Origin of the sequence: Pseudomonas brassicae (assembly GCF_010671725.1) — a bacterium.
Taxonomy (GTDB): Bacteria; Pseudomonadota; Gammaproteobacteria; order Pseudomonadales; family Pseudomonadaceae; genus Aquipseudomonas; species Aquipseudomonas brassicae.
The window spans coordinates 1-12,680 of sequence record NZ_JAAHBU010000037.1 but is presented as its reverse complement, the minus strand read 5'-3'; the positions used below and the strand labels follow the sequence as shown (position 1 = coordinate 12,680).

Genomic DNA, 12,680 nt, shown 5'->3' with positions numbered 1-12,680 from the left:
GGCATGACGCCCAGCGGGTTGGCGTCCAGGTTGAGCGTCATCAATTGCGTCAGCGACGCCAGAATGGGAGAACCGGCATTGCGCAGGTCAATACGGTTATGGCTCAGGTACAGGTGGTGCAGCCGGGGCAACTGCGCCAGTTGTGCGGGCACTTCGGTCAGTTCGTTGTGGCTGAGGTTCAACGAACTCAGCCTGGAAAAGCGTTGCAGGAAGGATTCGGGCAGCGCGCTCAGGCCGCTGCCCATCGCTGTCAGGTCAGCCACGTGGGCAAAGCTGATCACGGCGGGCAAGGCCGGCAACTCGCTGGTGCGCTGGCCCGAGACATTCAAGCGGTAACCTTGCACCTGGCCATGGGCATCGCGCACGCGTTCGACCTGGCGACGCCAACAGCGGCGCAATGAATTGGACATGCTGCGCCGTGCCCGGCGTTGCGCACCGCCCCCGGCCTGGGTCCAGCTGTCGAGGGTGTCCTCAAGGGTGCGCCATTGCTCGGCGAAACGCGCCAACGTGGCCATCACGCTTTCGCCAGTGGTGGGAAACTCCGCCAGAAACGCTGCAACCTGCTGCTCATCGGAACCTGGGAACAGGGTTCTGACCACGTCGTAGAACATGCGATTGTTGCCCCCGCCGCGCCCGCTCAACGGGTAACCCACGCGCCCGTCAGCCAGGCGCTGCACCGGCGTGAAGCGGCGTGGCAACGGCTCCTGCCCGATCAACCTCGCGGCTGCCGCACGATCGGACAATGCCTGGCGGATCAGCGACTGGCGAATCTCGCGGGCGCTGTCGGCTGCCTGCCAGCCCAGCGCCTGACGCTGCGCCGGCGTGAGGCAGGCAGCAATCGCCTCGAACAGGCCGGCCGGCGCCGGGATGTCTTCATCGATTTCGTAGGTGTCACGGTCGAACACCCGAAACGCACCCTCGGAGCGCACCAGTATGCGTGTATCCGCTTGGGCCGGCTGGCGTTCGAGCAGGCGTCCACTGGCCGAGCGCGCGCGCAATTCCAGGCCCAGTCCCGCCGGCCAGCCCGGCATGCGCCTGAGCAAGCCGAACGCCAACCTGACACTGTCCACGTTGTACGCGTTGCGCAGGCACAGACCGTCCAGGGCACGGTTCAGGCGGACCTCGCGCAGTTGCCCGCGCACCTGCTCTGCCAGTGCCAGCGGAATGCGTGCCTGAAAACGCATGGTTTGCAGTTGCTGCGACGTCGCCTGGTCGATCAATGCTTGCGCATAGGCACCAGGCAAGCCCGGAAAGTCGCGCTGCACCAGGTTCACGTATTCGCTGTTGCGCGACTCGCGCGCCGCCTCCTGCTGCGCGAACAGCGCGTCACGCAGGCGCGGGGCCTGCTCGCGCATGCGTTGCGCCACCGAACCGGGCGCATCGGCCGCGCCGTGCAGTTGCGCCTGGGCAAGGCGGTACAGGTCGGCATCCAGCGCGTCGGGTGCCGTCCCGCCGTCAAGCTGCTGGAAAAACGCATCAATGCGCGCATCCAGCCGCAAGCGCGCCAGCGTGTCGCTCAGGGCGGCCGGCAGACGGCGATTCTCGACATGCAGCCCACGCAGCATGTCAGCGTCCACACCCACCACGTCAAGCACCTGCTCGGCCACCGCATCGGTCAACCCCTCGGCCTGGGGGCCGAAGCGGCGCAGCATGGCCAGCCGCTCCTGCCACAGCAGTGGATGCTCGCCCGGCAGGCGCCAGGCGGCCTCGCCATTGTGTTCCAGCGATGGCGCATAGGCATCGTCGTGCAGTGGATGACGCAGGCACCAGGCCCCAGCACTGCGCTGGACTTCATAGACCTGCGCGTCCTGGCGCAGCCATAAGCGCCCCTCGGCTTGAATCAACCCGTCGCTGCGCACTTGTGCCTGAAGCGGCAAGCGCCCGGGATACTGGTAAGCCGCCAAATCGGCGTGCCACAGCCGGTATTGCCCCGCGCCGCGCATGATCGGCATCAGCCGGTCGACGAACGCCGAACGTTTGAGCGCCATCACCGCAGCGCTGACACCCGCCGTCAGCACCACGCCCGCAGCCAGGGCCTGCCCGACGCCGAGCAGGTGCTGCAAGGCCTGGGTGCGCTGGCCATGGCTCCAGTCGCGCACGCCCTCGAACACCTCGCCCAGCAGTTGGCCTACCGTGGTTGCCAGCATCACCTGACTGATGCCGGGCACAAATGACGCGGCCACCCCGAGCAACGTCAGGCCCGCCGACTCCAGTGCCTTGAGGCGATCTTCGCGAACCTGCCTGTCGACCTGTGCCGTAGGTACTGCCAGGGCAGCCGCGTCGCCTTGATCTGCGTCACGCACATCCAGGCCAGGCCGCCGAACACGCCCCCGGTCCAGGCACGGTCACGCAGCGCCAGTTCGGGGCGGGTTACCTGCAACTGCGGCGCCAGCGCCGCGGCGAAGGTCAGGCGCTCATCCTGCCCGAGCAGGCCGGCCACGTACCGAAGGTAGTCGGGACGCTTGAGGTCCTGCCCCAGGGCGATAGCGAAGGCGTACCAGGAGGGGTACTGGCGCAGTGGCTGCAGCGGATCATTGGGCAGCCACACCACGACCTGACGGATCAGCCCGGCGTCCGACCAACGCACCGCGCCAGGTGGCGGCTCGCCCCAGGCCTCGAACGCTACGGCGCCCTGCACCGTGCACCCGAGCAGCGAGAAGCCACGACAGCGCACTTGATGCGGCCCATAGGTGAGCTCTGGCGCGCGGCAATCACCTGTTGCAACAGCGTATAGGCCGGCAAGTCGAGGGTTTTCTGCAGGTAGCCACGGTGCGCTGCCACCTCCAGGGAGGCTTTGGCATCGTCAGCCAACAACGTGTCGATCCGCGCCCGCGCCACGCTATCTGCCGGGGCCAGCACTTCGTCCAGATGACGCTGGTAGCGCGCGCCCAGATCGAGTTGACGACAAAGGCTGGCAAAGGCTTCGGGCTGGCCACCCACCTGCCCCTCGGCGATGAACAGGCCAGTGCCGCCAAAGAACGCACCGGCCTGGGTATCGCGCTGGGTGAAGTTCTGCAGTGCCCGCTCCAGCAGTGGCGACTCTTTGGCATAGGTCACGAAAGACGGCAATGGCGTGGTGCCGAACGGGGGGCGATCCACGCTGAGCCTGATTTCTTTCCAGCGCGCCTGCGCCGGGTCGACATGCACACTCAACTGTTCCTGCAGGGCAGCCTGGAGCAACGGCGTGGCGAACGCGACGATGTCCTGCAAAGGTTGCAGCAGTGTCGCGACCTGCTGCTGCAACTGATGGTGCCGCTCAAGGCTGGCGCACAGTGCAGCCAGCGGCACTGCATCAGCCTGCGCGAGCCAGGGCGGCAAGCGACTGGCGATGAACTGGTCGATGCTCGCCGCATAGTCGAACGGGAGGACGGGGCTTGGTGACGGTGTCGTGTCAGGCATGCTGGCTGTTCCTGTGTGCGCGGAACGGCCAGCTTAAAACCCGCTGACAGATAAAAAACCGGAAGGGCTGCCTGTACGCCAAGCCCTTCCCAACCAGCCCCGAGCAGCCGTGGAGGCTATTTCAACGCATACTGCGTGAGGTTGAACGCCAACGCGTTCAGCGCCTCGGTACGCTCGTTACCCAGCGCCAGCAGCCGCTGATTCATGTCGTTGTCGGGGATCTCGCCCCACAGTTCCATGAGGGTGTCCAGGCGCGCTTCGAAGCGCTGCTCGGTGCGCATGAAGGTAGTCGTGTGCAGCGTGCGCAGGTGCTCCACCCAGAAGTCGCGCGTACTGATGAATCGCGCCAGCGCTTCGCTGGCTTCGGCGGCCCTTACCGCCTCGGCGGCGGCACGGTACTGATGTTCATCGATACGCGCCGTCGTCTCGTAGAACATGCGCGTGGGCTGCCCCGGCAGATCGAGCTCACGGGCCAGGCGCAAGCGATACGCCAGGCTCACCTCTACCTCATCCACGCCCCGTCCGCCTTGCTGGCGAGCGCTCATGTCCGCCCGGGCAAACTGCTCGACCTGATCCAGCCGGAACAATCGTCGCGCGAATGCCAGCAGCACCTGTTGCGGCTGACTCGACGCTGCCGCCTGCGCGCGCACCCGAAACAGCAGGAAATGCACCTCCAGCGCGCTGAAGTTGTTGGCCACGGTGTCCTGGCAGCCGCGAGGGCCTGCCGCCAACTCGAACAGTTGGGCGCGCAACTCGGTATGTGCGAGCGCCGCCTCGAGCATGCTCCACACTCGCCGGTCCAGATCGGCGCCCGTCAGCTGAAATTCGGCCGTTTGTGTCAACTCTCCCAGCAAACGAATGAACTGTGCCGAGTCGGGTGCTTCGAGCAATTGCCCCCAGGCACGCTCACGCCCCGGCCGGGCACTGGCGTCGGCGTGCAACAGCCAGCGCTGCCGATTTTGCTCAGCTGAAACTGGCGCCAACAGCATGTGCTCGCCATCCCATTGGGCCTGCGGCACCTCGACCAGGGCATTGACCTGCTGCCAGAGTTCCTGCGTCAACGGATTGCCCTGCAGCATGAGCCTGTCCGGACGGAGCATCTGAAAATAGCCTTCCGGCAACTGGGTGAGACGGTTGTCGCGCAGGTCCAGGAACTCCAGAAACGGGCAACGCAACAACCGCGCATCAAAGGCCTGAATATCGGCGTTGCGCGCACGCAACTCGCGCAGGCGGGTCATGCCGCTCAAGTCCGGCAACACTTCGACGGGATTGTGCTCAAGGTCCAGCACCTCGACATGGTCGAGTCTGCTCAGGGTCTCGCCGCCGCCCTGACGCAGGCTGATTCGATTGCGCCCCAGCAGCAGATAGCGCAGCGTGCTCAAGCGGCTCAGGCCTGGCGGGATCGAGGTGAGCCGGTTGTCACCCAGGTTGAGCATGCGCAAACGATTGAAACGCGCCAGAAACGCGTCGGGCATTTCGCTCAAGTGCAAGCCTTGCAAGGTCAACTGGGTGACATGAGAGAAGCTGATCTGCTCGGGCAGCAGCGGCAACTGGCTAACCCGTGCGCCGACGATGTCCAGCCGGTAGCCCCGCAACTGGCCGGTCTCGTCCAGCGCCCGAGGGGTCTGGCGACGCCAGCATCGCCGCAACTGGTCGGCCACCCCGCGTCGCGTACGCCGGGTCATGCCAGACGCAGCACGGCGCCAGGCCTCGAGTGTGGCATTCAAACTGTTGAACTCTTCCTGATAGCGTACGAGCACCGACAGCGCCGAGGTGCCGGAGTTGGCCAGTTGCATGAGAAACACCTCGACCTGGTTCTGATTGAAGCCAGGGAAAAGCGTCGTCACCACATCGGTGAAAGGCCGTGCGCCGGGCGCACGTCGACCGCTTAACGGATACCCCACCCGACCGTCCGGCAAGCGCTCGCCTGGGTTGAATGCATGCCGCCGGTAACCTGCCCCAATAGCGTGGGCAACTGGTCACGCCGTTGCATGGCTGCCGCGACCAGATGCTGGCGAATCTGCTCGACACTGTCGGCCCGCGTCCAGCCCAAGGCCTGGCGCTGGGCGGCGGTCACACTGCCGCCAATCGCCTCGCACAGCCCGGTAGGGAACGCCAGCGGCTCGTCCAGTTCGTAGCCTTGCTCATCGAACACCTCGAACTCGCCCTGTGTGCGGACCAGTACACGGGTTTGCTGTGTTTCGGCAATCGGCAGCAGGCGGTCGACCAGACGACCGCTGGCCGAGCCCTCGCGCAGCTCCAGGTTCAAACCGGCCGGCCAGGCAGGCATGTGCCTGAGCAACGCGAACGCCAGGCTCACCGTGTCATCGCTGCAGGTACTGCGCAAACACAGGCCTTCGATCGCCCTGATCACGCGTGCCTGGGCCTGGGCTCGCCGGGCCTGCTCGGCCATCGCCAAGGGAATGCGCTGACGTGTGCTCAGCGACTCGATCTGCTGGTGACTGGCCTGATCGACCAGGGTCTGGGCGTAACGCTGGGGAAGGCCGGGGAAATCACGCAGCACACGCTTCACGCTGTCATCCATCACCGCCTGGCCCTGGGCATCCAGATGCTCGAACAACGCGTAGCGCAGGCGCGGCATCTGCTCCCAGATACGGTCCAGCAGCGGCGTCGGCTCATCATCGGGGCCCGGCGGATCGAGGTGAGCCAGGCAATATTGATACAGATCGGCGTCCAGCGTGTCACTGGAGGTCTGCCCTTCCAGCTCGTTGAAAAATGCACTGATACGTGCGTCGTTCTGAAAGTGCTCCAGGGTATTGCGCAGGTGCACAGGCATCGGGCGGTTCTCAAGATGCAACTGACGCCACTGCGCCTCGTCATAATTGACGATGCTCAACACCTGATCCTCCCGCGCCTCACTCAGGCCTTGCGCCAGCGGCCCCATGCGCCTGAGCATCAGGCGTTTGTCTGCCCACTGCGCCGGGTCTTCGCCAGGCAAGCGCCAGGCCCCCTCGCCATTGGTCTCCAGCGGCGGCCCGTAGGCCTGGGCACGCTCGCGGTGGCGCAGGCGCCAACGTCCCTCGCGCTCCTCAACCTGGTAGACGTGCCCTTCCCGTTCCAGCCAATACGCGCCGTCCAGCTCCACCAGACCGTCACTGCGAATGAACTTCGCAACCGGCAGTTGACGGGCAAACTGATACGCAGAAAGGTCCAGGTGCCACAAACGGTAGCGACCCAAACCGTGCACAACCGGCAACAGCGCGTCGACAAAGCCCGAGCGCTGGGCCGCAGCGACCAGTGCACCCGCGCCTGCACCCAACACGGCACCGGCCGCCAGACTGCCAGCCACACCCAGCAGATGATTCAGCGCTTGCAGGCGCTGACCGTGGGTCCAGTCCTGCACACTCTCATATACTTCTCCCAGGGTCTGCGTGATGGTGCTGGCCAGCATCACTTCGCCAATGCCAGGCACAAACGAAGCCCCCAGCCCCAGCACCGTCATGCCCAGAGCGTCCAGTGCATCGCGCCATTGCTGCCTGATCGCAGCATCGACCTCGGCGGTGGGCACCACCAGTGCGCTGCCATCCTCCAGTACCCGGTCTATCTGCTGCTGTCCAAGGGTGTTGAACAGGCTGCCAGGCAGATCACTGCGGCGCACGTCAAGTTCCGGCGACGACCTGGCCAACTGGTGCTGCAGCAACGCCATCAGGCCAGGTCGGGCCTTGATGCCAAACAGCCCGTGGAAATAGTCGCGGTAAGCTGCAGACTTCAGTGCCTCCCTGAGCGCCGAGCTCACCCCTGACCAGCTCGGGTACTGACGCAACGGCTGCAGCGGATCACCCGGCAGGTACACCAGCACTTGCTGCATGGCGCCTATCGCGCCCTGACGCACTGCCCCGCCCAGTGTCGGCACGAACGCCGCCAGCACAAATGCGCCCGGCACCACCTGGCCAAGCACCTGAAGGCCGCTGACTTCGACCTCGTACCTGAGGTAGCTGAGGGCGTTCGCGCCCTTGATCAACTGCTGCAGCAGCAAATAGGCTGGGGCGTCGATCTCACCCTTCATGAAGCTGCGCAGGGCGTCGACCTCAAGCGCACAACGCCGGTCATCGGCCATCAGTTTGCGCGGCTCGCCGTCCTTCGCCAGCGCCTGGGTCAGGTGTCGCTGATACTGCGCGCCGAGGTCGAGGTCGCGACAGCACTGGGCAAAACGCGCAGGCGCAAGCTCCAGCACCGCCTGCTCGCCGATGATCGCGGTGCCGCTGAAAAACGAGCCTTGGGCCTGGGCCTCGGTGAAGTTCTGCATCGCCCGTTGCAGCAACGGCATTTCTGTCGAGTACGCCGCCAGCCCGCTGTCATCGCCGGGGTCGAAAGGTGGGCGGTCCCGGGTGACCTTGACCTCCTTGAACCGAAGCGTGGCAGGGTCGATATCCACGGCCAGTTGCCCCTTGAGCACTTGCCCCAGCAATGGGGCGCAAAACTGCTCCGGCGCACAGATCGATGACAGCAGCGTCGCCACCCGCACCTGCAATGCGTGATGGCGCCGCAGTGCCTGGCCCCAGGCCGTGACCAACTGCGGCTTCACAGCGCGCAGCCAGGTGGGCAGATGGTCCCCGACGAAGTGATCGATGGCCGCGCCATACGTGGGCAGCTTGGGGTCGGTTGAGGGTTGGACGACGGGGTTTGATTCGGGCATGTGCGCACTTCCTTGGCAGGTTCTGAACCACCAGCCTAGGAAGCGCGCATCGCGCCGAGAACAGGAAAGGCTTGCCCTGCGGCCAGCCTTTCCTGCCGCGTTCAGCCCGCCATCAGCATCAGGCTGCGATAGTGCCCGGGGTTGCACCCAGCCCACTTGCGAAAGGCCTTGTAGAACGAGCTGGTATCGGCAAAACCCAGGCGCTCGGCGATCTGCGCAAAGCTGACCTCGGCATCCGCCAACCAGGTAATCGCCAGTTCCTTGCGCACGCTGTCCTTCAGGCCCTGGTAGGTCTGCCCTTCATCGGCCAGACGGCGGCGCAGGGTAGACGCTGAAATGCATAGGCGCAGGGCCAGTGCTTCGGTTTCCGGCCAGTGCCCTGCGGGCAACTGGCGCAGGTCATCCTTGATCCGCCGCGCCAGGCTGGCCGGGTCGCGATACTTGACCAGAATATTGGCCGGAGCTTCGGCGAGAAAACGCTGCAGTTCGTCGGCGCTGCGCCTGATCGGCAGTTCGAGGCAATCGGCGGCAAAAATCATGCGTGTACGCGGCCGGTTGAACTGCAGGTTCTGCGAAAACATCACGCGATAATCGTCACAAAAATCGGGCTCGGCGCAGCGCAGTTCGACCGCCAGAATCGGAATGCGCCGACCGGCCAGCCAGCAGGCCACGCCGTGCACGATCATCCAGAAGGTGAAATAGGTGAACGCCCGTCGCGGGGCAGCCTGGGGCTCGCCGATCACGATCTCCGCCAGGCTCTGCTGGCGAATCAGCACCGGCTGCAGGTGCTCCAGCATCAACGACAGGAAACTCAATGCCGAGTCCAGTGCCGCACCGACGTTGGGCTGGGCCATCGAGGACTGGCACAGGAAGGCCAGGCTGCCACTGCGCAAGCCACGTGGGTCCATGCAGAAAAACTCGTCGTTGCTGCGCCGCGCCAACAAGCGCCACAGCTGGGCGTAGGCCATGGCGGGCACCCGCGCATCGACGCACTGCAGCTGCCGCGGATCAATCCCCACACGCTGCAGCAGCGCACTGCCGGCCGGCTCGGCGGGGCAACTCTGCAACAGTGCTTCGCGCACCAGTTGCATGGCAATCGTGTCTTTGTCACGCATGCTCATCGATCTCGTCACTCGCCCGCCAGGTTCAGGAATGCCTGGATCAGGCGCAGCTCGCGGCGCCGCTGCAAGCACCCGAGCATGTGCTGGTTGACCAGCCCTGCGCCGCTGATCGGCCTTGCCACCACGCGCGGATCATGACTGATTTCCACCGACGAAACGATCCCCATGCCCAACTGCGCCGCCACCGCTTCGGTCACCGCCTCGCGACTGTCAAGCTCCAGCAGCACCCGTGGCTGCACCTGGGCCTGCCGGCAGGCCTGGTCGAACGTACGCCGGGTAATCGAACCGGGCTCACGCAGCACCATGATCTGCTGGTCCAGGTCTGCCAGGGGCAGCGTATCGCGCTCACTCGCCCAGGGGTGGCCTGCCGGCAGCAACGCACAGATCCGTGACGGCCCGAGGCTTTGCAAGTGCAACCCAGTGCGTGGCTCGACCTCGGTCAGCAGGGCCACGTCGGCATGCTCGGACAACAACGCGGCGAGGGTTTCCTGGGCATTGCCCAGGCGCAAGTTGACGGTAACCCCGGGATGGCGCTCGCGCAGCCGCGCCAGCATCGGCATGACCTGATGCGGGCTATCGGCGGCGACTTCAAGGCGCCCGATAAGCAACTGCCGATTGGCCTCCAGCATGGCCTGCGCCTCCTCGGCCAGGCCGAACATGGCACGGGTGATCGCCGCCAGGCGAATGCCCTGCTCGGTCAGTTCGACCCGTCGTGCGGTACGCTGCAACAAGGTGAGCTGGTAATGCTCCTCCAACGCCTTGATGTGCCCGGTCACGGCTGGCTGACTGATGAACAGCCGCGCGGCAGCGCGGGTAAAGCTGCCCTCACGGGCCACCGCATCAAAGGCGCGGAGCTGGAACAGATTCATATCTATCGGCCTGACTTATGGCTGGCATAACAACAAACAATTTGATTGATAGTCCGCGTAATTGCAACGTAGGCCCCGTAGTTTCACTCCACTGCCTGCGAGGCCCACCGCAATGAGCAATGCTGTCGTCCTGCTGCCCCCTGACCACGTCGGCGCGTACGCGCCAGGCGATGATGATGGATTGGGGCTCGTGGGATCACGCCTTCAATCAGTTGACCGCAAGCCTCTGCCAACAACTGCTGAGCATCATCAACGGCCACACCAGCCACCATTGCGTACCCCTGCAAGGCAGCGGCAGCTTCGCCGTGGAGGCGGCCATCGGCACACTGGTACCGCGAAACGGCAAGGTGCTGGTGCTGATCAATGGCGCCTACGGCCAGCGCCTGGCCAAAATATGCAAGGTGCTGGGGCGTGACTACAGCACCGTCGAAACCGCAGAGGACCAGCCCACCACTGCAGCCGACGTCGAGCGGTTGCTGCAGGCCGACGCGCACATCACCCACGTCGCACTGATCCACTGCGCGACCAGCACCGGCCTCCTGAACCCGCTGGCAGCAATCGCCCAGGTGGTCGCCGGTCAGGGCAAGCGCCTGATCATCGATGCCATGAGCTGTTCGGTGCACTACCGATCGATGCCACCCAGGTGCCCTTCGAAGCGCTGATCGCGGCCTCCGGAAAATGCCTGGAAGGCGTGCCCGGCATGGGTTTGGTGTTTGCCAAGAAGGCAGCCCTGGCGGGCGCCGAAGGCAACTCGCCATCGCTGGCCATGGACCTGCACGACCAGCATGCCTACATGAGCCGTACCGGCCAATGGCGCTTCACCCCACCCACGTGGTGGCGGCCCTGCATGAAGCCCTGCGGCAATACCACGAGGAGGGCGGCCTACCGGCACGCCAGCAGCGTTACGCCAGCAACTGCCAGACCCTGCTCGACGGCATGGCATGCGAGCGGCCGTGGCAGCCATGGCCGAGGCCCTGTGTGAAATGCAGGTGCTGGACCTCTGACAGTCTTTTTCACCCTCTCTCAACGACATGAGCACACAAGGAAACCGGCAATGAACTACCTCCAACCAACACAGCTGCAAGCCGCAATCCTGGACTGGGCCGGCACCGTGGTCGACTTCGGCTCCTTTGCCCCCACGCAGATTTTCGTCCAAGCGTTTGCCGAGTTCGGCGTGCGTCAAGGTCGACGATACCGTGCCGGGCATTCTCGAAGGCCGCCGCGCCGGCATGTGGACCGTGGCCCTGGTGTGCTCGGGCAACGCCCTGGGCCTGACCTACGAGGCCTACCGGGCAATGGGCTCAGAGCAACTGGCAGCAGAGCGCGTGCGCATTCAGGCGCTGTTCGAAGGCGCGCGCCCGCACTACCTGATCGACACCATCAACGCACTGCCCGAGGTGGTGGCCGACATCAACCGGCGCCTGGCGCTGGGCGAAATGCCGCAGTCGGCATAGGCCTCACGGGCGCTTTCGCGGGGTGTGGGGCGGGCTTGCCAGCGAAGGCCACGGCGCAATCTCAACCCAGGTGCCGCGCCACCCACGCCGCATAACTGTCGATAAAACTCTGCAGAAACGGCCGGGTCTTCTCCGACAGCTTGTCATGCTCATCGAACAGCGTTGCCGCGCCGCCGACATAGGCTTCCGGTTGCTGCATGCAGGGTACATCGAGGAACACCAGCGACTGGCGCAAATGATGGTTGGCGCCAAAGCCCCCCACCGCGCCGGGCGACACGCTGATCACCGCGCCCGGCTTGCCGGCGAACGAACTCTGCCCATAAGGCCGCGAGCCGACATCAATGGCGTTCTTCAAGACGCCCGGCACCGAACGGTTGTATTCGGGCGTGACGAACAGCACTGCGTCACTGGCGCGCAACTGGTCACGGAACGCCTTGTAGGCCGCTGGCGGGTCAACGTCGATGTCCTCGTTGTACAGCGCCAATTCGCCGATTTCGACAATTTCCAGCGTGAGACTGGCGGGCGCCAGCTCGGCCAGCGCGTTGGCGACCTTGCGGTTGATCGACGCCTTGCGCAGGCTGCCCACCAATACCGCAACCGTATAGACCTGGCCCATGGCACACTCCCGACTGATCGACATAGAGAAGTGGTAGTTATAGACGCTACACCGCCGGCCACAGGTTTTTTTCCGCCAGGACAAAACTTCCCAGGCAAAACAGTGGTCTATGCCCCATAGAGAACACTTCAGAGGTCACACGCTAAATGACAGCAGTACTGGTCGGACAATTTCATGCTCGGGATGCTGACGGACGCATCTACCCCGTCCATGAATTTCAGGAAGCCACCCTGCAGGCCGATGGAAGTGCCGCCACCCTGCCGATTACCAGCTATCGACTGGCCATCGGCGACCGGGTCAACCACTTGGGCGAGGATCGCTTCGAGCTGGTGCAGAGCGGCGTAGAGATCATCCGCATCCCCTGATGCATACCGTGCGGCTTGAACATTCGAGCCGCGCTCTGCGCTTGTGCGCAGGCAAACAAAAAGGGCGACCCTTGCGGATCGCCCTTTTTGTGTTACCGCCAACAGGAGCGGTGATGTTTGGTTGAGGCACAATTGGATTCGAACCAACGACCCCCACCATGTCAAGGTGGTGCTCTAACCAACTGAGCTATGTGCCTGC

Annotated in this window: 9 protein-coding genes, 1 tRNA gene and 2 pseudogenes; 3 read left to right on the top strand and 9 right to left on the bottom strand. The window is 64.7% G+C overall.

Translation table 11 applies throughout. The features are described from left to right. The 7 genes from G3436_RS28445 to G3436_RS03480 all read right to left on the bottom strand — a co-directional run. A partial coding sequence (locus G3436_RS28445) for a leucine-rich repeat domain-containing protein (RefSeq protein ID WP_163941344.1) occupies positions 1-2,303 on the bottom strand: 2,303 nt, incomplete at its 3' end. Beyond that, positions 2,195-2,638: a dermonecrotic toxin domain-containing protein gene (locus G3436_RS03505; protein WP_163941342.1), complete on the bottom strand. Its 444-nt coding sequence runs from the start codon at positions 2,636-2,638 to the stop codon at positions 2,195-2,197. The genes G3436_RS03505 and G3436_RS28445, both read right to left, overlap by 109 nt. Next, positions 2,623-3,399 (bottom strand): dermonecrotic toxin domain-containing protein, encoded by a 777-nt coding sequence (locus tag G3436_RS03500; RefSeq protein ID WP_163941339.1) that lies wholly within the window; start codon positions 3,397-3,399, stop codon positions 2,623-2,625. Before G3436_RS03500 ends, G3436_RS03505 begins: the two co-directional genes overlap by 16 nt. Before the next feature lie 116 nt (positions 3,400-3,515). Then, positions 3,516-5,195: an NEL-type E3 ubiquitin ligase domain-containing protein gene (locus G3436_RS03495; RefSeq protein ID WP_163941335.1), complete on the bottom strand. Its 1,680-nt coding sequence runs from the start codon at positions 5,193-5,195 to the stop codon at positions 3,516-3,518. 92 nt (positions 5,196-5,287) lie between these two features. Further along, positions 5,288-8,056 (bottom strand): dermonecrotic toxin domain-containing protein, encoded by a 2,769-nt coding sequence (locus tag G3436_RS03490; protein WP_163941333.1) that lies wholly within the window; start codon positions 8,054-8,056, stop codon positions 5,288-5,290. Between the two features lie 101 nt (positions 8,057-8,157). Then, positions 8,158-9,171 (bottom strand): AraC family transcriptional regulator, encoded by a 1,014-nt coding sequence (locus G3436_RS03485; protein WP_163941329.1) that lies wholly within the window; start codon positions 9,169-9,171, stop codon positions 8,158-8,160. Positions 9,172-9,185: 14 nt separating this feature from the next. Continuing rightward, positions 9,186-10,046, bottom strand: coding sequence for a LysR substrate-binding domain-containing protein (locus tag G3436_RS03480; RefSeq protein WP_163941325.1), 861 nt, complete (start codon positions 10,044-10,046; stop codon positions 9,186-9,188). A gap of 119 nt (positions 10,047-10,165) precedes the next feature. On the opposite strand from G3436_RS03480, the pseudogene G3436_RS03475 reads away from it, so the two are divergent. Next, positions 10,166-10,988, top strand: a pseudogene (locus G3436_RS03475) (2-aminoethylphosphonate--pyruvate transaminase); the annotation flags it as partial. Between the two features lie 112 nt (positions 10,989-11,100). Beyond that, positions 11,101-11,500 (top strand): annotated as a pseudogene (locus tag G3436_RS03470) (hypothetical protein). 61 nt (positions 11,501-11,561) lie between these two features. Here the strand turns inward: G3436_RS03470 and G3436_RS03465 are convergent. Further along, positions 11,562-12,116 (bottom strand): NADPH-dependent FMN reductase, encoded by a 555-nt coding sequence (locus G3436_RS03465; RefSeq protein ID WP_163941322.1) that lies wholly within the window; start codon positions 12,114-12,116, stop codon positions 11,562-11,564. A 146-nt stretch (positions 12,117-12,262) separates the two neighbouring features. Here G3436_RS03465 and G3436_RS03460 point away from each other — a divergent pair, with 146 nt between their 5' ends. Continuing rightward, entirely contained in the window at positions 12,263-12,481 is a 219-nt protein-coding gene (locus G3436_RS03460) for a hypothetical protein (protein WP_163941319.1), read from the top strand. Positions 12,482-12,604: 123 nt separating this feature from the next. Here the strand turns inward: G3436_RS03460 and G3436_RS03455 are convergent. Then, a tRNA-Val gene (locus G3436_RS03455) sits at positions 12,605-12,678 on the bottom strand. Positions 12,679-12,680: the final 2 nt, after the last annotated feature.